The following is a 19909-nucleotide window of genomic DNA, read 5'->3' on the forward strand; positions in this document are numbered from 1 at the left end:
TAGCCGATAAAATAATTTTCTGAAGAAATAAAGTAATAAGTCTTTTTGTTTCAGAAGTGTTGCAGCGCCCTTCAAGAAAGTGAAGAGCGCCTGTTTTCAATGTCAGGTCACTGCATAAAACTTGCGTACATACACAGTACTCGTCCATTTGCACGGCGCGCCCTGGGCGACGAATACGGTATCGCCCGGCTTTACGCTCAGGGTCGGGCCGTTGTCCAGTTGCAGGTCCACGCTGCCTTCGATCAGGTGCATCAGTTCGTGGATCTTGTGCGGGCGTGCGAAGCGTTCGTAAGGGGTCGAGTCCCAGACGCCGATGCGCAAGGTACTGGCGGTATCTTCAAAGATGTTGTTGCTGCGACATTGCGGGGCTGTGCCGATCAGGATGCCGGCTTCCGGTGGCGATGACGGCGTGAGCGGGGCGTACCGCTCGATCAGGGTGATGCCGGGCTTGTCCGGGCCGCTCGCCTGGGTTGCGGCGCAAAAGGCCCAGATGCTGTGTGGTTGTGCCTCAATGTGCAGGTCGGTACCGCGCCCGATCACGGCGCTTTCTCCAGGGCTGACGGTGATGCTGGTTTGCCCCGAGCGCAAAGTGATTGCGCCACGGTGTACCACCAGCATTTCGGTGTAGGGGTAATGCTCCACGCTTAACGATTCGCCGAGGTTTACCAGGCCGGCAGCAATGCCCTGGTCATCGATGAAGGCGATGCGGCGCTGGATGGCGAACGGGTCGTTTGGGCTCAACGGGCCGGAGGTGAATTCGGTGTCGACAGGGGTGTTATCGGCATGGGCCAGCAACAAGGCGGTTGGGTGTGACATGGGCGCGGAATCTCCGAAAATCTAGCCGATGGCCTGAGTGATAAGGGCAAACTGACGAACACCCTGTGACGGTTGCGGTACGGCACCCATGCTCATGCAGGTCACGCTGTCCACGCGCTTGAGGCCGGCTTCTTCCAGCCATTGCGGCAGGCCGCTGTCCACCGGAATATCGATGCGCACAAAGGCATAAGGCACCTTGGCCAGCAGTTGTTCGATGAGGTGTCTGGCTTGCTCGACGTCTTCGGCGATCAGCGGGCCGATGCACAGGCCGCGACCAAAAGGCCGCATGATGGCGAAGGCTTGAAGCTGGCCGTCACGTTCGATGCCCACGGCATGTTCGACATTGTTGAGCGCATCGCCCAGGGTGACGGTGCGATCCAGGCCGCTGCCGGCATTGGCCAGTTCCAGCACGCGAGGCTTGTCTGCATCGCTCAGCGGGCGGCAGTGTTCGCCTGCTTTCAATGCGGTTGCGGACGGCACTTGCGCCTGCCCCTGGCGCTGTTCGACCTCGCCAAAACTGACAAAGCCCATCTTGGCGTACAACGGCGCGCCAGCCAGTGTGGCATTGAGGATGGCGGTACGCGGCGCGACGCTGCCCACGGCCATTTCCATCAGCTTGCGGCCCACGCCTTTGCCTTGATAGTCGTCGCTGACAATCACCAGCCCGATGGTGGAATAGTCGCCCTGATGGCAGGCAAAGGCGCTGCCGATCAGCCTGCCGTTATGGATCGCCACAAAGCCTTGGGCGACACGTTGCAGCATGGCCCAGTCTTCCAGCCGGTGCGGCCATTTCAGGTCAAGGGACAGGGTGTGGGCATGACCGACATCGTCGGCGGTCATGGGGCGATATTCATAGTCGATGCGTTGTTGAGCGAGCATGAGGTATCTCCGTTGAGAGGGATGCACAAGCGATAAAAGTCTGCGGAAGGCTTGCTGTATCCCACCTGTGAGCAAGGGTGACAAGAGGGTTGCAAGCATTCGGCAGATTCAATAATCGCGAGCGCTCCAGACCGCAGTTACTTCTTAAACGGGGTAAAAGGTCGGCAGCAAATGCTTGCGGTTTTTTTCTAGCATGGACACCTCGCTTGTCATTGGCTGGAGTCCTTCATGGATAGCTTCGATCCTCGTGTTATTGCTGTGCGCAGCGCTCATTTCATTGCCGGCCAATACCGCGATGCGCAATCGGGTATGGCGGTGTCCCGTCCCTCCGATGGCCAGGTCTATGCAGAACTGCCGATTGCTGATGCCACGCTAGTGGACGAAGCCGTGAGCAATGCCTGGCAGGCGTTCAAGCGCAGCGACTGGGCCAGCCGTCCGCCACGCGAGCGTGCCCGTGTCATGCGTCGCTGGGCCGACCTGATCGAAGCCGATGGCGCGGTGTTGGGGCCTCTGGAAGCGGTGGGTTCTACACGTCCGCACAAGGATGTATTGGCCTGGGACATTCCTTATGTGGCAGAAGGCATTCGTTTCTTCGCCGAGCTGGCGGACAAGCACGGCGGGGAAGTTGCAGCCACCCAGACGGATCGACTGGGCATGCAGATTGCCGAGCCTTACGGTGTGATCGCGGCCATCGCGCCGTGGAATTTCCCGCTGAGCATGGCTTCATGGAAGGTCGCGCCCGCGCTGGCAGCAGGTAATGCCGTGGTGCTCAAGCCTTCGGAGCTGACGCCGTTTTCGGCCTTGCGTTATGCCGAGCTGGCGGTGAAGGCCGGGATTCCTGCCGGGATCTTCAACGTGGTGCAGGGTGATGGCCGCACCACCGGCGATGGCTTGTGCCGGCATCCGCTTGTCTCGAAAGTGACTTTCACCGGATCGACGGCGACCGGGTCGAGCATCATGTCAACCTGCGCGCTGGTCGGTCCCAAGCCGGTGACACTGGAGCTGGGCGGCAAAAGCCCGCAACTGGTGTTTGCCGATATTCCGGATATCGCCAAGACAGCCCGCACTGTAGCGCTGGCCATTACCGGCAACGCCGGGCAGGTCTGTGTGTCGGGTTCGCGACTTATTATCGAGCGCTCGATCATGGCGCCTTTCGTCGAGCATCTGCAGGCGTACTTCAAGGAGCTGCGCCCCGGCCCGACCTGGTCGCCAGACAGCACGCTGACACCGATCATTTCTCGCCAGCAGGCCATGCGCATCGACAACATCGTGCAACGCTCCCGCGAGGCGGGTGCCGAGGTGTTGACCGGTGGCGGATTGTTCGAAGGCCTGGGCGGCGCCTATTACCAGCCCACTTTGCTGACAGGGCTGGATAACCGGAACCCTGCGGTCTGTGAAGAGGTTTTCGGCCCGGTGCTGACCATTCAGGCTTTCGATGACGAAGAGCAGGCCTTGAGTCTGGCCGAGCACGACACCTACGGGCTGGCAGCCGGGCTGCATACGGCGGACCTGAATCGTGCCCTGCGCCTGATTCGTCGCCTGGAAGCGGGGACGGTCTGGGTGAATCGTTATGGACGCAGCAACGATTACATTCTGCCCACCGGAGGCTACAAGCGTTCCGGGATCGGCAAGGATCTCGGGCGCGAGGCGTTCGAGGCCAACCTGCGATTCAAGAGTGTGTTGATCGATATCGGCTGATCTTTATCAAGGTTTGTCAGGCGGGCGCTTCCTGTAGGGGAAGCGCCCGTTTTTTTTCGCGAATGAATTCGCTCTCACGCGGGCCTGGTGGGAATTCATTCGCGAAAAACCATAACCCCCGCAAAAGCGCAGTTTCTGCGGCGCAAACCCCCGTGTTTGAGCGACAGCGCCCCGAAAAGGGTCATAAAAGCGCCTGAAACCGGGGTTTGCCCAAGGCTGGAGCGCCCCGCAAAGTCTGCTGAGCGCGCACCTTAAAACGGTGCTTTCTATCAAGCAGCCAGCACTTTTAACGCCATATGCTGATTTCACGGTGTTGTAATGAGGGTGTGCTTCAGCGTGCATCAACGATCGTTTCGACCGGCTTGATTGCGCGTCTTGCCATGACCTCAACGAACTTCAGGACCGCACAAAATGAGCTTTCTTCGACCAAAATTCATTACGTTCGACTGCTACGGCACCTTGACCAACTTCCACATGGGCACCATGACCCGCGAGCTGTTCGCCGACCGTGTACCTGTCGAGCAGATGGACCAGTTCGTGAAAGACTTTTCGGCCTATCGCCTGGATCAGGTCATGGGTGAGTGGATGCCGTATGACGAAATCCTGAAGGTCGCTCTGGCGCGTACCTGCAAGCGCTGGAACGTTGAATACCGTGGCGAAGGCCAGCTCTATTACGACGCCGTTCCCACCTGGGGCCCGCATGCCGATGTGCCGGCCGGTCTGGCGAAGATTGCCGACAAGATCCCGCTGGTGATTTTCTCCAACGCCAGCGACAGCCAGATCATGTCCAACGTCGACAAGCTCGGCGCGCCTTTCCACAAGGTGTTCACTGCCGAACAGGCTCAGGTCTACAAGCCGCGTCTGGCGGCGTTCGAGTACATGCTCGACAACCTCGGTTGTGGCCCGGAAGACATCTTGCATGTGTCCTCCAGCTTCCGTTACGACCTGTTTTCAGCCCACGACATGAAGATCAGGAACAAGGCATTTGTGGCCCGAGGACACGAACAGCCGGCCAACAGTTTCTATGAGTATCACCAGATCCCGGACATCGGCGGTCTGGCCGGGCTGGTCGGTCTGTAAAAGCGGCATGTTCAAGGTGCTTTCCATCAAGCGACAAGGAGAACGAGATGCACAGTGAGTCCTACTGGCTCGATACTGCTCCGGCCTTTACCGGTGCCTGCGAAGGTGCGGTGGAAGGGCTGGCAGATGTGGTGATTGTCGGGGGCGGTTTCACCGGACTCGCGGCAGCTCGTGCCTTGGCCTTGAAAGGCGCCAGTGTTGTGGTTCTGGAAGCGGGTCGGGTGATCGGCGAAGCATCCGGCCGCAATGGCGGGCAATGCAATACCGGCGTTGCCCAGGACTATGCCTCGTTGAGTCAGAGCCTGGGTGCCGGGCAGGCCCGCGAGTATTACAAGGCGTATGAAAGCGCGGTGCAGAGCGTTGTCGATGTGATCGAGCAGGAGAGCATCGCCTGTGACATCAAGCGCAACGGCAAGCTCAAGCTGGCCGCCAAGCCCGGTCATTACGAAGGGCTTGCCCGCACCTGCGAGCTGATCCGGCGTGAAGTGGATGCCGATGTCGAGTTGCTCTCGGCTCAGGATGTGCGCGCCGAGATCGATTCTGACGAGTTTCACGGCGGCCTGTTGCAGCGCAACGGCGTGCAGATTCATGTGGGGCGTTTTGGTCTGGGCCTGGCCGATGCGGCGGTGCGCCATGGCGCTCGCGTCTATCAGGACGCTCTGGTCAAGGACTGGAAAGCCAGCGGCAACGGCTTTGTGGTCAACACCTCCAAGGGTTCGATCCAGGCCGGGCAAGTGTTGCTGGCCACCGGCGCTTGCCAGCACGGCGGGCTGGGCTGGTATCGGCGCCGGATCGTTCCGGTGGGCAGTTTCGTGATCGCCACCGAAGTGCTGCCTCAGGAACTGATCAATCGTCTGTTCCCCAACCAGCGTGCCTATGTCACCAGCCGTTTGATCGGCAACTATTTCCGTCTTACGCCTGATAACCGTTTGCTGTTTGGCGGTCGTGCGCGCTTTGCCATGTCCAACAGCAGCTCTGATGCCAAGAGCGGCAAGGTGCTGCAGGCGGCCATGGTGCAGATGTTCCCGCAACTGGCCCACGTGAAGATCGATTACTGCTGGGGCGGGCTGGTGGACATGACCTCCGACCGTCTGCCCCGTGCAGGCGAGCATGACGGGGTTTTCTACTCGATGGGCTACAGCGGCCATGGCGTGCAGATGTCGGTGCACATGGGCCAGGTCATGGCCCAAGTCATGGAAGGCAAGGCACAGGCCAACCCCTGGCGCGACCTGAGCTGGCCAGCGATTCCCGGCCACTTTGGCAAACCGTGGTTCCTGCCGCTGGTGGGAGCGTATTACCGCTATCAGGACAGTCGCTACTGAGTTTTTGTTTCACCGTCGTCGCGTGTGCTTAAAGGACGCTCCGGTCAACCGTGAGCAACTCGGACATTCCCTTTTTCGACAGGTAGAACTGATATGGCTGACAAGAAAAATGATTCCCCGTTGATTTCCGGCCAGGACAGCCTGCGGGTTTTCGAGGGGCTCAATCGCGGTCTGTCGCGCCGCGATGCATTGCGCATGCTGGGCGTCGCCGGTGTCATGGCGGCAGGTTCCAGCAGCCTGTTCGGTGCGGCGGGGAAAGTGTTTGCCGATGACGACGCGGCACCCGTGAAAGGCAAGCCGGGCGGACGCATTCGTGTGGCAGGCATGTCCAGCTCCACGGCCGATACCCTCGACCCGGCCAAGGGTGCGCTGTCCACCGACTATGTTCGCCACTTCATGTTCTACAACGGCCTGACCCGTTTCGACAGCCATCTGGTACCGCATCCGGAGCTGGCTGAAAAGATCGAAAACAGCAACGCAACGGTGTGGACCATCACCTTGCGCAAGGACGTCACCTTCCACAACGGCAAGCCGCTGAGCGCCGCCGATGTGGTGTTCTCCCTGTCGCGCCACAAGGACCCTGTGACTGGCTCGAAAGTCATGCCGCTGATGGCGCAGTTTTCCGAGATCAAGGCGACCGGCCCGCTGGAAGTCCAGATCACCCTGAGTTCACCCAACGCCGAGCTGCCGTCGATCCTGGCGGTGTCGCATCTGTTGATCGTGCCCGAAGGCACTACCGATTTCAGCAAGGGCATCGGCACCGGCCCGTTCACGGTCAAGGAGTTCACGCCGGGCGTGCGTTCCGTCAGCGCCCGCAACCCGAACTACTGGAAACCCGGCCTGCCGTATCTGGACGAGATCGAGTTCATTGCCATCGGCGACGAGCCATCGCGGGTCAACGCCCTGCTGTCCGGCGACGTACACATGATCAACGAGGTCAACCCGCGCTCCACCACCCGCATTGCCGCCAGTGCCGGTCACCGTGTCGTGGATGCGCCGTCGGGCAACTACACCGATCTGATCATTCGCCAGGACCAGATGCCCGGCAAGAGCCCCGAATTCACCGAGGCCATGAAGTACCTGCTGGACCGCGAACAGGTCAAGTCGGCGGTCTTCCGTGGTTACGCACGGGTGGGTAACGATCATCCGATTGCGCCCGGTTCGCGTTACTTCAATGCCGACCTGCCGCAGCGTCAGTACGACCCGGAAAAAGCCAAATTCCTGCTCAAGAAAGCCGGGCTGGAAAAGATCACCATGCCAGTGGCGGCATCGCCGGCTGCAACCGGTTCGGTGGATATCGCCGTACTGCTGCAACAGTCGGCCAGACAGGCCGGGCTGACTCTCAACGTCAACCGTCTGCCCAGCGATGGCTACTGGTCCAACCACTGGATGAAACACCCGCTGAGCTTCGGCAACATCAACCCGCGCCCGAATGCCGACGTGATCTTCTCGCAGTTTTTCCAGTCATCCGCGCCGTGGAACGAGTCGGCCTGGAAGAACGACCAGTTCGATCAGTTGCTGATGCTGGCCCGTGGCGAAACCGACGACGAGAAGCGCGGCAAGATGTATGGCGACATGCAGGCGCTGGTCAGCCAGCACTGTGGCATCGGCATCCCGGTGTTCATCAGCAATATCGACGGCGTGGACAAGCGTATCCAGGGTTACTCCAGCAACCCGCTGGGTGGCTTCATGGGTTACATGTTCAGCGAGCAGGTGTGGCTGGACGCGTAACAACGGCTGTGGACTGATGCGGGAGCAGGCAGATGAATAGCAACACATTCTGGCTGATCGTCCAGCGCCTGGGCGCTGCGATCGTGACCTTGTTGATTGTTTCCGTGGTGGTGTTCGCCATCACGGCAGTGTTGCCCGGCGATGCGGCGCAAGCCGCCCTCGGGCAGTTCGCGACCCCTGAACAGGTTGCGGCCCTGCGCATCAAGCTGGGTCTGGATCAGCCGGGTGTGGTGCGTTACCTGCAATGGCTGATGAACCTGCTGGGCGGCAACATGGGTGAGTCGGTGTCCAACGCCATGCCGGTGACCGACCTGATCGCCGGGCGTTTCCCCAACACCCTGATGCTGGCGGCTACCACCGCGCTGGTGTCGGTGCCGGTTGCCCTGGCGCTGGGCATCGGCTCGGCCATGGGCCGTGGCGGTCGCCTGGACAGCGCCCTGAGTTTCATCACCCTGGCGCTGGTGGCGGTGCCCGAGTTTCTGGTGGCGACTCTGGCGGTACTGATCTTTGCCGTGAACCTGGGCTGGTTGTCGGCGTTGTCCTATGCCAGCGATGTCAGCTCGCCGCTGCAGTTCATCCGCACGTATGCCTTGCCGGTGATGACCCTGTGCTGCGTCATCGTCGCCCAGATGGCGCGCATGACCCGCGCTGCCGTCATTGACCAGCTCGACAGCCCGTACGTCGAGATGGCCCGGCTCAAGGGTGTGAGCCCGACGCGGATCGTGCTGCAACATGCCTTGCCCAACGCCATCGGGCCGATTGCCAATGCCGTTGCATTGAGCCTGTCCTACCTGCTGGGTGGCGTGGTGATTGTCGAAACCATCTTTAACTATCCCGGCATCGCCAGCCTCATGGTCGATGCCGTGACCAACCGGGACATGGCGCTGGTGCAAGCCTGCACCATGCTGTTCTGCTCGGCTTATCTGGGGTTGGTGTTGCTGGCCGACCTGTGTGCAATCCTTTCCAATCCGAGGCTGAGAACCCAATGAGAGATGTCATTGTGAAGTCGACGCCAGCCGCGCCGGACCTGGCGCTGGGCAAGATATCCCACGGGCCTTCCTGGCTGGGCCTGATCGGCGCGGCGATGTGTTTCCTGTGGCTGCTGGTCGCGTTGTTCGGCCCATGGCTGGCGCCGTATTCGGTGGGCGAAGTGGTTTCCGACAACGTGTTCGATGCCATCAGCGCCACGCACCTGTTCGGCACCGATTATCTGGGCCGTGACATGCTCAGCCGGGTGCTGGTCGGCGCGCGTTTCACCATCGGTCTGGCTTTGGTTGCCGCGATACTTGCCAGCGGTATCGGCACCTTCTTTGCGCTGATTTCAGTGGTCGCGCCCAAATGGCTGGACGAAGTCATCAGCCGTCTCATGGACGCCTTTATCTCGATCCCCAGCAAGATGCTTGCGCTGATCATGGTGTCGGCCTTCGGTTCGTCCATCACCCTGCTGATCTGCACAGCGGTACTGAGTTTCATGCCCGGCGCCTTTCGCATTGCGCGCAGTCTGGCAGTGAATATCGAGGCGCTGGAGTACGTGCAAGTGGCTCGCACCCGTGGAGAAAGCCGCCTCTACATCGCCTGCCACGAAATCCTGCCCAACATGCTCAACCCGGTGATGACCGACCTGGGCCTGCGCTTCGGTTTCATCGTGCTGCTGCTCAGTGGCATGAGCTTTCTGGGGCTGGGCGTACAGCCGCCGGATGCGGACCTGGGGTCGCTGGTGCGCGAGAACATCGGCGGGCTCAATCAGGGCGCTCCTGCCATCGTGATTCCGGCACTGGCCATCGGCACGCTGACCATCGGGGTCAATCTCTTCATCGACCGGCTGTCATCAAGCCGCAGTCGCCGCTCGGGAGGTCGATGAGATGAGTGAATTGATAAGGGTGCAAGACCTGCGAGTGGTTGCCAGCGGCGACCGTGGCGAAACCGAGATCGTCAAAGGCGTGAGTTTCGCGCTGGAAAAAGGTGAAGTGCTGGCGCTGATCGGTGAGTCCGGTTCCGGCAAGACCACCATCGCCCTGGCGCTGTTGGGCTATGCGCGACGCGGCTGCCGCTTGGCCAGCGGTGTGGTGCAGATTGGCGAACACGACATGCTCAGCCTGCCGGAAAGCCAATTGCAGGGTTTGCGTGGGAATCGGGTGTCCTACATCGCGCAAAGTGCTGCTGCCGCTTTCAATCCGGCCAAGCGGCTGATCGATCAGGTGATCGAAGGTGCGCTGATTCATGGGCTGGGCAACCGGGCGGTGCTGGAAGCCAAGGCCGTCGAGTTGTTCCGCGATCTGGCACTGCCCAACCCTGAGCAGATCGGCCAGCGTTATCCGCATCAGGTGTCGGGTGGTCAGTTGCAGCGGGTCATGGCGGCCATGGCGCTGATCAGCGACCCTTTGCTGGTGATCCTCGACGAGCCCACTACGGCGCTGGATGTGACCACTCAGATCGACGTGCTTCGCGCGTTCAAGCGCGTGGTGCGCGAGCGGGGCGCGACGGCGGTGTATGTCTCCCATGACCTGGCGGTCGTGGCGCAGATGGCTGATCAGATCGTGGTGCTCAACGGCGGGCAGATCATCGAGAAAAGCAGCACCACTGCGCTGCTCAAAGGCCCGGAAGAAGCGTATACCCGCAGTTTGCTGGCGGCAGCCCGCCCCGACGCAACCCTGAGCCCGGCCAGTGAGGTGGCCAAGGACAGCGTGCTGCTGACCATCAAGGGCATGACCGCCGGCTACGGCAAGAAGAACCTGCAAGGCATGCCGATGATTCGCGTGCTCGAAGACATCGACCTGACCATTCGCCGTGGCCAGGCCATCGGCGTGATCGGTGAGTCCGGTTCGGGCAAGTCGACCCTGGCGCGTGTGGTCGCCGGTTTGCTGGACCCGGCACGGGGCAGCCTGGTGTTCGATGGTGCCGAATTGTCCGGCACCCTTGCCGGGCGTACGCCAGACCAGTTCCGCCGTATCCAGATGGTGTTCCAGAATGCCGATACGGCACTCAACCCGATGCACAGCGTCAGCACCATCCTGGCCCGGCCTTTGAAAATGTACTTCGGCCTCAAGGGTCAGGCCTTGCGCCAGCGTATCGATGAGCTGATGGATCTGGTGCGTCTGCCCCGTGAGCTGGCCGAGCGCCGTCCCAACGAACTGTCCGGTGGCCAGAAACAGCGTATCAACCTGGCCCGCGCTCTGGCGGCCAAGCCGGACCTGATCCTCTGCGATGAAGTGACCTCGGCGCTGGATACCGTGGTCGGCGCAGCGATTCTTGAACTCTTGGGCGACTTGCGGCGCGAGTTGGGGGTTTCCTACTTGTTCATCAGCCATGACATCTCCACCGTGCGCGCCCTGTGCGACGACATTGTGGTGATGTACAGCGGCCACAAGGTCGAGGAGGGCAGTTGCGAATCCTTCAGCAAGGCGCCTTTCCATCCTTACACGGACTTGCTGGTGAGTTCGGTACCGGAGCTGCGTCAGGGCTGGCTGGAAGGTTGTTCTTCCAATTGCGGCAAGCTGCCGCCGACCAGCGCCCCTGCCCGTGATACCGAGCTGTGTACCTTTCTCAATCGCTGCCCGGTCCGTATCGAGGGCTTGTGCAACAAGACCACGCCGGGTCGCCGCCAGATTGGTGGGGGCAGCGAAATTCTTTGTCATCGTGAAAGCGCCGAACTGCAGGGCGCACAAGAGAACCTGAATAACGTGACCGTGGGAGCCTATGCATGAAAGGGCGTTTCGTAAGGTTGGGCGAGCGTGATCGGCCCTCTGTCAGCCTCAAAGTCGACGGTCTTTCCGTCGAAGCCTTGCAAGGCGACACCCTGATGGTCGCCTTGCTGACCCAGGGCGCAGCCTTGCGTCAGTCCGAATTCGATCCGGGGCGTCGTGCCGGTTTCTGCCTGATGGGCGCTTGCCAGGATTGCTGGGTATGGACCCGCAGCGGCGAGCGTCTGCGCGCCTGCTCCAATGAAGTCCGCGAGGGGCTTGATATCGTCACTACACAGCCGGAGGCGACATGGCCACTTCACGGTTAGGCGTTGCAGACCCCAAGGCTGCCAGGGTCGTCATCATCGGTGCCGGGCCTGCGGGCACCCGTTGTGCCGAGACGCTGCTGGCGGCGGGCCTCAAGCCGATTCTGATCGATGAAAACCGCCGTGACGGCGGACAGATCTACCGACGTCAGCCCGAAGGTTTCAAGCGTGACTATTCGGCGCTGTATGGCACTGAAGCGCCCAAGGCTCGTGCGCTGCATGAAAGCTTCGACCGCCTGCGCGCGCAGATCGACTATCGGCCCGACACTTTGGCCTGGAACCTGACCCCAGGCCAGTTGTGCTGTGTCAGCCAGGGGCTGCATACCGTGCAGGATTTCGATGCGCTGATTCTGTGTACCGGCGCCACTGACCGGTTGATGCCCATCAAGGGCTGGCAACTGGCGGGGACTTACAGCCTGGGCGGCGCGCAGATTGCCCTCAAGGCGCAGTCGGTATCCATTGGCAGCCAGGTCGTGTTCATGGGCAGCGGCCCGTTGCTGTATCTGGTTGCCAGCCAGTACGTGAAGGCAGGTGCCGACGTGGCGGCAGTGCTCGATACATCGCCCTTCAGCAAGCGAATCGGCGCACTGCCCAAACTGCTGGCGCGTCCGGGGTTGCTGCTCAACGGCATGAAACTGCTGGCTCAGCTTTATAGCGCCAAGGTGCCGGTACACATGGGCGTTCAGCCTGAACAGATTCTGGGTGATGAACAGCAAGGCGTCAGCGGCGTGCGGGTTCGTCTGGCCAATGGTTCGTCCCTGACGGTCGACTGCGATGCCCTGGCCCTTGGGTATCACCTGCGTCCCGAAACCCAACTGGCCGACCTTGCAGGTTGCCAGTTGCGTTTCGATAAGGATTCCGGCCAATGGCTGCTGGCTGTCGATGAAGAAGGCCGGACCTCGGTCAAAGGCGTCTACGCCGCTGGCGATGGGGCGAAGATTCGCGGTGCCGACGCTGCCGAGCAGGCTGGACGTCTGGCGGCCCTGGCCGTGTTGCAGGATCTGGATATACCGGTGGATCCGGGGCGTCAGGCCCAGGTGCGCAAGGACCTTGAGGTCATGGATCGTTTCCGTGTCGGGTTGACCGAAGCCTTTCCATGGCCCGCTGCCCAGGCCGCGGCCTTGCCTGACGATGCGATTGTCTGCCGCTGCGAAATGATCAGCGCGGGCGAACTGCGGGGCGTCGTGCGTCAGAAAGGCGCCTGCGAGGTCAACCGCGCCAAGGCTTTCAGCCGGGTCGGCATGGGGCGCTGTCAGGGACGTTATTGCTCACAGGCGGGCGCTGAAGTGATTGCCGCCGCTGCGGGCGTGCCAGTCGAACAGGTCGGGCGGCAGCGCGGGCAGGCGCCGGTCAAACCCTTGTCCATGCTCACAGATGAGGTGGTGTCATGAAGCAGCCGAAAGTCGATGTGCTGATCATTGGTGGCGGGATCATGGGGTCGTCTTCGGCCTTCTTCCTGCGCCAGCGTGGCCAGTCGGTGACCTTGCTGGAGCGCGACATGATCGGCCAGTACGCCAGCGGCGTTAACTTTGGCAACGTCCGTCGTCAGGGCCGTTTTCTCGGTCAACTGGAGCTGGCTAACCGCTCGTGGGGTTTGTGGAAGCGCTTGCCGGAACTGATTGACGACGATCTGGAGTTCATTCCTTCAGGGCACATGCGGGTCTGCTACCGCGAAGATGAAATCCCGGAACTGGAAGCCTATGCCGCCGCGCCCGAAGCCCGGCAACTGGATCTGCAGGTCTACAGCGGCAAGGCGCTGCATGAGCGTTTCCCGTTTCTGGGGCCTGACGTGAAAGGCGGCTCCTACGCGCCTCACGATGGGCATGCCAACCCGCGTCTGGCCGCACCGGCCTTTGCCCGTGCCGCTATTCGGGCCGGCGCGCGGATCGAGGAGCGCACCGAGGTCGCCCACGTGCAAAAGGTCGGTGGCGAATTTGAAGTCACCACCACCGATGGCCGGATCTTCACTGCCGATAACCTGCTGATCACTGCAGGCGCCTGGGGCCAGAAACTGTCCGAGCAGTTCGGCGAGCCGGTTCCGCTGGATACCCACGGGCCGCAAATGGCGGTGACCGAACCTGTGCCTTACGCGCTGCCGACAGTGATCGGCGTCTATACCAAGATTGCCCACGAAGTGATCTATTTCCGGCAGATCCCGCGGGGCAACATCATCATTGGCGGTGGCTTTCGCAGCAAACCGGACATGATCAACCGGCGCGCCTATGTCGAGCCGCGCAGCATCATCAATCAGGTGCAGCAGATGCGCCGGTTGCTGCCCGGTGTGGGTAACCTGAACATCATCCGGGTGTGGAGCGGCATCGAAGGCTATACGCCGGATTCGTTGCCGGTCATGGGGCGTAGCGGCGCGGTGGACGGCCTGTTTTATGCCTTCGGCTTCTGCGGGCACGGCTTCCAGCTTGGCCCGGGCGTTGGGGATGTGATGGCCGAGCTGATCAGCACCGGTAGCACCACCACGTCCATCAGCCCTTTCGACATCCGTCGTTTCGCCATGGCCAACGAGCAAGCGAGTAAAGCCTCATGACGCCCCGTGCACTGGAAATTCTCAAGCGCCTGATTGCCTTCGATACGGTGTCGTCAGAGTCGAACATGGCGCTGATCGAATACGTTCGCGACCTGCTGGCGACCAAGGGCATCGAGTCGCTGATCGTCAAGGACGAAACCGGCAAGAAGGCCAACCTGTTTGCCAGCACCGGTCCACGGCAACAACCGGGTGTTTTGCTGTCCGGTCATACCGACGTGGTGCCCGCTGCCGGTCAGGCCTGGACCGTTCCGCCGTTTGAAGCGACGCTACGCGACGGGCGCATTTATGGCCGTGGCACCTGCGACATGAAGGGCTTCATTGCCCTGGCCATCGACGCCATGCTCGATGCGGCGGACATGACCCTCAGTCGGCCGCTGCAACTGGCGTTGTCCCACGATGAAGAGATTGGCTGCGTCGGCGTGCGGCGTTTGCTGGACGTGCTGCATCTGGCACCGTTACGACCCTTTCTGTGCGTGGTCGGTGAGCCGACCCTGATGCAGTTCGCCATCGGCCATAAGGGCAAAAGCTCCTACCGCACCTACTGCCGTGGCCAGGAAGCGCATTCCTCCCTGGCGCCTCGTGCGGTCAACGCGATTCATCTGGCCAGCGATTTCATTGCCGAGCTGCGCAAGAGCCAGGCACTGGTCGAGCAGCAGGGCGCGCGGGACGAAGGCTACGACATTCCTTACAGCACCGTGCATATCGGTCGTATCGACGGTGGCAAGGCGCTGAATATCGTGCCGAACCTCTGCACCCTGGAGTTCGAGTACCGCAATCTGCCGGGGGATGATCCCGATCTGCTGCTTGCGCAATTGCGTGAACGTGCCGAAGTGCTCGTGCGCGAGGCCCGGCAACTGTCTGGCGTGGCGGACATCGAAATTGAAATCATGAACGAGTACCCTGCGCTGGAAACACACCCCAGCGTCGAGGCCGTTCGCCTGTTGCATGCCTTCGCCGAGCCTGGGACGCAGCACATCAAGGTTTCCTATGGCACCGAAGGCGGCCTGTTCGCCGGGCGTCTCAATGTGCCAGTGGTGGTGTGTGGGCCGGGCTCCATCGAGCAGGCGCACAAGCCCGACGAGTTTATCGAGGTCAGCCAGATGACCGCAGGCGAGCGCTTCCTGCAGAGCCTGCTGGGTTCGTTGCGGCAGTAGAGGCTGCCGTGGGGCGGCGAATTTCAGCATCCGACGCTGCTGGTTCGCCGCTTTCAGCATCCTGGACTGTGGCGGCTGCTTAGACTGGCAGTCATCCCGGAACAGGACTCGATCATGCTCAAGAATCAGTTGAAAGACCCCAGCCTGCTGGTAGAACGCGCTTACGTCGATGGGCAGTGGATTATCGCCGATGACGGCGCAACCCTGACGGTGACTGACCCGGCGACGGGGGAAAGTCTGGCGCAGGTTCCGGCCCTGTCGGGCGCTGAGACTCGCCGTGCCATCGAAGCTGCCGAGCGTGCCTGGCCCGCCTGGCGCGCACGTCCCGCCGCCGAGCGTGCGTTGCTACTGGAGCGCTGGTGTCAGGCCATGCTCGACAATCTTGAAGATCTGGCGCTGATCATGACCCTTGAGCAGGGCAAGCCGCTCAATGAGTCCCGTGGTGAAATCCGTTACGGGGCCAGCTTCGTCAAATGGTTCGCCGAAGAGGCGCGCCGCTCTTATGGTGAAACCATCCCGACGCCCAGTGCCGACCGCCGTTTGATGACCCTCAAGCAACCCGTTGGCGTCTGCGCTGCGATCACACCCTGGAATTTCCCCAACGCGATGATCACCCGCAAATGCGCCCCGGCGTTGGCGGCGGGTTGCCCGATTATCGTCAAACCGTCTGACCTGACACCACTGTCGGCCCTGGCGCTGGCGGTGCTGGCCGAGCGCGCAGGTATTCCGGCGGGCGTGTTCAACGTCATTACCGGTCTGCCTACCGATATTGGTGAAGAGCTGACCGGCAACCCGGTGGTGCGCAAGATTTCCTTTACCGGTTCGACTGCTGTTGGCCGTCTGCTGATGCGCCAGAGCGCCGAGCACATCAAGCGCCTGAGCCTGGAACTGGGCGGTAATGCACCGTTTATCGTGTTCGACGATGCCGACCTGGAACAGGCCGTGGCCGGCATCATGCTCAGCAAATTCCGCAACGCCGGGCAGACCTGTGTCTGTGCCAACCGCATTCTGGTGCAAAACGGCATCTATGATCGTTTTGCTCAGCGGCTTGTAGAAGAGGTCGCCAGACTCAAGGTCGGCAACGGTCTGGAGGAGGGCGTCACCATTGGTCCGCTGATCAATACGGCGGCAGTGAACAAGGTCGCCCGACACATCGACGACGCCTTGAGCCAGGGCGCGAAGCTGCTGTACGGCGGTCTTCCGGATGGCGATAACCCGTTCGTGCAACCGACCGTGCTGGGTGATACCCATGCCGGGATGCTGCTTGCCAACGAAGAAACCTTCGGCCCGGTTGCCCCTCTGATGCGCTTCAGTGACGAAGCCGAAGCTCTGGCCCTGGCCAACGCAACGCCTTACGGGCTGGGCGCTTATTACTTCACCCAGGACCTGCGCCGCTCATGGCGTTTCGGTGAAGCGCTGGAGTTCGGTATGGTGGGGCTCAATACCGGGATCATCTCCATGGAAGTCGCACCCTTCGGCGGGATCAAACAGTCAGGCCTGGGCCGCGAAGGTTCGAGCTACGGGCTGGACGAGTATCTGGAAGTGAAGGCGTTTCATGTGGGTGGGCTGTAGGCCTGATCGCCAGCAAGCCGCCTCTCACAAAGTACCCCTATAGCTCAGAACATCGGTTGCAGTGCTTCTGATCGGTGGGCGATAGTGCGGCTCCATGGATTCAGGAGCGCCGTTACTCCCATGTTGAAAACTCTGGCCGTTGCCAATTACCGCTCGATCAATAGCCTGGTTGTGCCTTTGGGGCGGCTCAATCTTGTGACGGGCGATAATGGGAGCGGCAAGTCCAATCTCTACAAGGCCTTGCGGCTCCTGGCGGAGACGGCTCAGGGCGGTGTGGTGGAAGCCCTGGCTCATGAAGGCGGGCTGGATTCGACCTGGTGGGCCGGGCCTGAAGTCATAAGCTCGCGCATGAAAAGAGGTGAAGTGCCTCTGGAAGCGTCCGTTCGGCGAGAGTCGAAACGCCTGCGCCTGGGGTTTGCCACCGAGGACTTCGGTTTCGCCATTTCCCTGGGATTGCCTGAGCCACTTCCTTACCCGACCGCGTTCATGCTGGACCCGGAGATCAAGCGGGAATGCATCTGGGCCGGGCCTTTATACCGACCTGCTTCCTTGCTGGTAGATCGCAAGGGGCCGATGATCCGGGCGCGTCAGGGCCTGGACTGGGAAATCCTGCAGCAACATGGGCAACCCTTCGACAGCCTGTTCGCGCAACTGGGCAGCCCGAGAAACTTTGCTGAAATCGCTGAAATGCGTGGGCTCATAACGGGCTGGCGTTTCTACGACCATTTCCGCATCGACCGGGACGCGCCGGTTCGCCAGCCGCAACTGGGCACTCGCACGCCGGTGCTGAACCACGACGGGCGCAATCTGGCGGCGGCTTTGCAGACCATTATTGAAGTGGGCGAAGTGGAGGATCTGCACCAGGCGCTTGAGGATGCGTTTCCTGGCACCCGGCTGGAAATCGATGCAACGCCTGGAGGCTTGTTCAGCCTGCTCTTTCATCAGCACGGGCTGCTTCGCCCCCTGACGGCGGCCGAGCTTTCGGACGGAACGCTGCGTTATCTGCTGCTCATGGCCGCACTGCTGACGCCGCGACCACCGACGATGATGGTCTTGAACGAACCGGAAACCAGCTTGCATGTCGACCTGTTGCCAGCACTGGCTCGGTTGATCATCCGGGTTTCACAGCGCTGTCAGGTCTGGGTGGTCTCCCACTCAAGCATCCTGATCAGAGAGCTGAGCCGCCATGAAGACTGCCAGAAGATCGTCCTGAAAAAGACCCTGGGCCAGACTGAAATACAAGGCCAGAGGCCACTGGATGCCCCCGCCTGGCATTGGCATGATTGAAAACAGGCACACACAGTGGGAGCGGATTCATCCGCGAAAGCGTTATTACAACCGACAGATAAGCATCGTTGAAATACCGTTTTCGCGAATGAATTCGCTCCCTCACAGCAGTACGGATCAGTTGCTGATCGACAGAATGCTCGCCTGATACGCACCCACAAAGATGTCGAAATCCACGACTTCTTCGGTTTCTTCCAGTTCTGCCTGTTCCGCAATGGAGGTTTTGGCCAAGGCTTCAAACTGTGCCTGATCTGCTGCGCTCAGCGGGTGGCTGCGGAAGTATTCGGCATGTTTCTGGCTCTGGCGGAACGAGAAGGCGGTGAAGCCTTCTTCATTTGCCCGCATGCTGGCCAGCACTTGTGCCGACGGCGTCAGTGACGAGTCATCGACCTTGGCCTGTTGGGCTGCAATCGATTTGATGTGCTCGTCGCTGCTCTGGGCCTTGTCCAGCAACTGTGCCAAGGGCGTGATCTTCTCCAGAAGTTCGGTGGCCCAGGCTTTCAGTTCGATAGTCGAATGATTGCGCTGCAATGTCAGGCCTGGACGGCGGCCTTCCTTGACCACCGACAGGAAGTTGGAGCCTGCGTCGGAGCATTCGTGGCTTGCCAACTGTGGGCTTTCTTCAAGGGCGCAGAACAGGATGAAGGCGTCGATGAAGCGAGCCTGTTCCAGATTGATGCCGGTTGGCAGGAACGGGTTGATGTCCAGGCAACGCACTTCAACGTACTGCACACCACGAGCCACCAGCGCCTGGATGGGGCGTTCGCCCGAATAGGTCACGCGCTTTGGACGAATGTTGGAGTAGTACTCGTTTTCGATCTGCAACACGTTGGTGTTGAGCTGTATCCACTCGCCATTGCTGTCGTGGGTGCCGGTTTCCACATACGGCGCGTAAGGCGTTGCCACCGCTTTGCGCAGGCTGTCGGTGTAGCTCACCAGATCGTTGTAGCACGGCGTCAGGTCGGCCTGTGCCTTGCTCTGATAGCCCAGGTCGCTCATGCGCAGGCTGGTGGCATACGGCAGATACAGCGTATTGGCGTCGAAATGTTCCAGCTGGTGAGCGCGGCCCCGCAGGAAACCGGCGTCGAGTGCCGGCGAGGCTCCGAACAGGTACATCAGCAACCAGCTGTAACGACGGAAGTTACGGATCAGCGCAATGTAGGAGTGCGACTGATAGTCCCGTGCGTCGCCTGCGAAGTCTTCGGTCTGCTTGAGCAGTGCCCAGACATCTTCCGGCAGCGAGAAGTTGTAATGAATCCCTGCAATGCACTGCATGGTCTTGCCATAACGCAGCGCCAGACCCTTGCGATACACGTACTTGAGCTTGCCGATGTTCGACGTGCCGTAATAGGCAATCGGAATCTCTTCTTCGGCCGGCAGCGGGCACGGCATCGACGGGCTCCAGAGGAATTCGTCGTTCAGCTTGCTGTAGGCGAAGCGATGAATCTTGTCCAGGCTGTCGAGGGTCTGTGCCGGGTCCGTCAGGGCTGGAGTGATGAACTCCAGGAGCGATTCTGAATAGTCGGTCGTGATCAGGCCATTGGTCAGTGCTGCACCCAGCGATTGCGGGTGGGGTGTCTGTGCCAGGCGTGCCTGGCCGGTAACGCGCAGGCATTCTCGCTCGATACCGTGCAGGCACTGCTCCAGCAGAGAGAGGTTGTTACGCTCGCCAAGAAGAGCCAGGCGGCGGTTGAGAAATTCGCTCAAGGTGGATTCCTTCACGCATCGGTCGCCCCAATATGGGGGTGGACAGAACGGTCTACAAGGGTGAAGAAAGGAACTGGCGTTGTCGCCTGGTTGGGTCTTTAACGCCTGCTCACGA

The 19909-nt window shown here is 61.0% G+C and carries 16 protein-coding genes; 13 read left to right on the forward strand and 3 right to left on the reverse strand.

The genetic code is table 11. From position 1 onward, the window contains the following. Positions 1–102: 102 nt before the first annotated feature. The gene (locus CKW23_RS20980) at positions 103–816 is read right to left on the reverse strand and encodes a cupin domain-containing protein (protein WP_025262416.1); all 714 of its coding nucleotides are present in this window, start codon (positions 814–816) and stop codon (positions 103–105) included. 21 nt (positions 817–837) lie between these two features. Further along, positions 838–1695, reverse strand: a complete 858-nt coding sequence (locus tag CKW23_RS20985; RefSeq protein ID WP_095068278.1) for a GNAT family N-acetyltransferase — start codon at positions 1693–1695, stop codon at positions 838–840. A gap of 228 nt (positions 1696–1923) precedes the next feature. Here CKW23_RS20985 and CKW23_RS20990 point away from each other — a divergent pair, with 228 nt between their 5' ends. From CKW23_RS20990 to CKW23_RS21055, 13 genes are all read left to right on the forward strand, one after another. Then, the gene (locus tag CKW23_RS20990; RefSeq protein WP_095068279.1) at positions 1924–3393 is read left to right on the forward strand and encodes an aldehyde dehydrogenase; all 1470 of its coding nucleotides are present in this window, start codon (positions 1924–1926) and stop codon (positions 3391–3393) included. Positions 3394–3804: 411 nt separating this feature from the next. After that, the gene (locus CKW23_RS21000) at positions 3805–4473 is read left to right on the forward strand and encodes a haloacid dehalogenase type II (protein WP_095068280.1); all 669 of its coding nucleotides are present in this window, start codon (positions 3805–3807) and stop codon (positions 4471–4473) included. A 47-nt stretch (positions 4474–4520) separates the two neighbouring features. After that, positions 4521–5795 carry an FAD-binding oxidoreductase gene (locus tag CKW23_RS21005; RefSeq protein ID WP_095068281.1) on the forward strand — a complete coding sequence of 425 codons (1275 nt, stop codon included), beginning with the start codon at positions 4521–4523 and terminating at the stop codon, positions 5793–5795. Positions 5796–5888: 93 nt separating this feature from the next. Further along, complete coding sequence (locus CKW23_RS21010) at positions 5889–7526, forward strand: ABC transporter substrate-binding protein (protein WP_025262411.1); 1638 nt, start codon at positions 5889–5891, stop codon at positions 7524–7526. A 32-nt stretch (positions 7527–7558) separates the two neighbouring features. Further along, on the forward strand, positions 7559–8515 hold the full coding sequence (locus CKW23_RS21015) for an ABC transporter permease (RefSeq protein ID WP_025262410.1): 957 nt from the start codon (positions 7559–7561) through the stop codon (positions 8513–8515). After that, positions 8512–9387: an ABC transporter permease gene (locus tag CKW23_RS21020; protein WP_025262409.1), complete on the forward strand. Its 876-nt coding sequence runs from the start codon at positions 8512–8514 to the stop codon at positions 9385–9387. The genes CKW23_RS21015 and CKW23_RS21020 overlap by 4 nt, the downstream gene beginning before the upstream one ends. 1 nt (position 9388) lies before the next feature. Then, positions 9389–11230: an ABC transporter ATP-binding protein gene (locus tag CKW23_RS21025; RefSeq protein WP_025262408.1), complete on the forward strand. Its 1842-nt coding sequence runs from the start codon at positions 9389–9391 to the stop codon at positions 11228–11230. Next, positions 11227–11535, forward strand: coding sequence for a (2Fe-2S)-binding protein (locus CKW23_RS21030; RefSeq protein ID WP_025262407.1), 309 nt, complete (start codon positions 11227–11229; stop codon positions 11533–11535). Before CKW23_RS21025 ends, CKW23_RS21030 begins: the two co-directional genes overlap by 4 nt. Continuing rightward, positions 11517–12923 carry an NAD(P)/FAD-dependent oxidoreductase gene (locus tag CKW23_RS21035; protein ID WP_095068282.1) on the forward strand — a complete coding sequence of 469 codons (1407 nt, stop codon included), beginning with the start codon at positions 11517–11519 and terminating at the stop codon, positions 12921–12923. The genes CKW23_RS21030 and CKW23_RS21035 overlap by 19 nt, the downstream gene beginning before the upstream one ends. After that, complete coding sequence (locus CKW23_RS21040) at positions 12920–14074, forward strand: FAD-binding oxidoreductase (protein WP_025262405.1); 1155 nt, start codon at positions 12920–12922, stop codon at positions 14072–14074. The genes CKW23_RS21035 and CKW23_RS21040 overlap by 4 nt, the downstream gene beginning before the upstream one ends. Further along, a complete protein-coding gene (gene argE / locus CKW23_RS21045) occupies positions 14071–15228 on the forward strand; it encodes an acetylornithine deacetylase (RefSeq protein ID WP_025262404.1) in 1158 nt (385 codons plus the stop codon). Before CKW23_RS21040 ends, argE begins: the two co-directional genes overlap by 4 nt. Before the next feature lie 114 nt (positions 15229–15342). Continuing rightward, the gene (locus tag CKW23_RS21050) at positions 15343–16800 is read left to right on the forward strand and encodes an NAD-dependent succinate-semialdehyde dehydrogenase (RefSeq protein ID WP_025262403.1); all 1458 of its coding nucleotides are present in this window, start codon (positions 15343–15345) and stop codon (positions 16798–16800) included. Positions 16801–16920: 120 nt separating this feature from the next. Continuing rightward, positions 16921–18087, forward strand: coding sequence for an AAA family ATPase (locus CKW23_RS21055; RefSeq protein WP_095068283.1), 1167 nt, complete (start codon positions 16921–16923; stop codon positions 18085–18087). Positions 18088–18204: 117 nt separating this feature from the next. Here CKW23_RS21055 and gshA read toward each other — a convergent pair whose 3' ends face one another. Then, positions 18205–19794, reverse strand: coding sequence for a glutamate--cysteine ligase (gshA, locus tag CKW23_RS21060; protein WP_095068284.1), 1590 nt, complete (start codon positions 19792–19794; stop codon positions 18205–18207). Between the last annotated feature and the right edge of the window lie 115 nt (positions 19795–19909).

Origin of the sequence: Pseudomonas sp. Irchel 3A18, from assembly GCF_900187465.1 — a bacterium.
Taxonomy (GTDB): domain Bacteria; phylum Pseudomonadota; class Gammaproteobacteria; order Pseudomonadales; family Pseudomonadaceae; genus Aquipseudomonas; species Aquipseudomonas cichorii.

Bases quoted from the DNA above. Each gene is read 5' to 3' on its own strand.
- CKW23_RS20980 (WP_025262416.1), bottom strand. From the start codon at position 816: ATGTCACACCCAACCGCCTTGTTGCTGGCCCATGCCGATAACACCCCT.
- CKW23_RS20985 (WP_095068278.1), bottom strand. From the start codon at position 1,695: ATGCTCGCTCAACAACGCATCGACTATGAATATCGCCCCATGACCGCC.
- CKW23_RS20990 (WP_095068279.1), top strand. From the start codon at position 1,924: ATGGATAGCTTCGATCCTCGTGTTATTGCTGTGCGCAGCGCTCATTTC.
- CKW23_RS21000 (WP_095068280.1), top strand. From the start codon at position 3,805: ATGAGCTTTCTTCGACCAAAATTCATTACGTTCGACTGCTACGGCACC.
- CKW23_RS21005 (WP_095068281.1), top strand. From the start codon at position 4,521: ATGCACAGTGAGTCCTACTGGCTCGATACTGCTCCGGCCTTTACCGGT.
- CKW23_RS21010 (WP_025262411.1), top strand. From the start codon at position 5,889: ATGGCTGACAAGAAAAATGATTCCCCGTTGATTTCCGGCCAGGACAGC.
- CKW23_RS21015 (WP_025262410.1), top strand. From the start codon at position 7,559: ATGAATAGCAACACATTCTGGCTGATCGTCCAGCGCCTGGGCGCTGCG.
- CKW23_RS21020 (WP_025262409.1), top strand. From the start codon at position 8,512: ATGAGAGATGTCATTGTGAAGTCGACGCCAGCCGCGCCGGACCTGGCG.
- CKW23_RS21025 (WP_025262408.1), top strand. From the start codon at position 9,389: ATGAGTGAATTGATAAGGGTGCAAGACCTGCGAGTGGTTGCCAGCGGC.
- CKW23_RS21030 (WP_025262407.1), top strand. From the start codon at position 11,227: ATGAAAGGGCGTTTCGTAAGGTTGGGCGAGCGTGATCGGCCCTCTGTC.
- CKW23_RS21035 (WP_095068282.1), top strand. From the start codon at position 11,517: ATGGCCACTTCACGGTTAGGCGTTGCAGACCCCAAGGCTGCCAGGGTC.
- CKW23_RS21040 (WP_025262405.1), top strand. From the start codon at position 12,920: ATGAAGCAGCCGAAAGTCGATGTGCTGATCATTGGTGGCGGGATCATG.
- argE (WP_025262404.1), top strand. From the start codon at position 14,071: ATGACGCCCCGTGCACTGGAAATTCTCAAGCGCCTGATTGCCTTCGAT.
- CKW23_RS21050 (WP_025262403.1), top strand. From the start codon at position 15,343: ATGCTCAAGAATCAGTTGAAAGACCCCAGCCTGCTGGTAGAACGCGCT.
- CKW23_RS21055 (WP_095068283.1), top strand. From the start codon at position 16,921: ATGTTGAAAACTCTGGCCGTTGCCAATTACCGCTCGATCAATAGCCTG.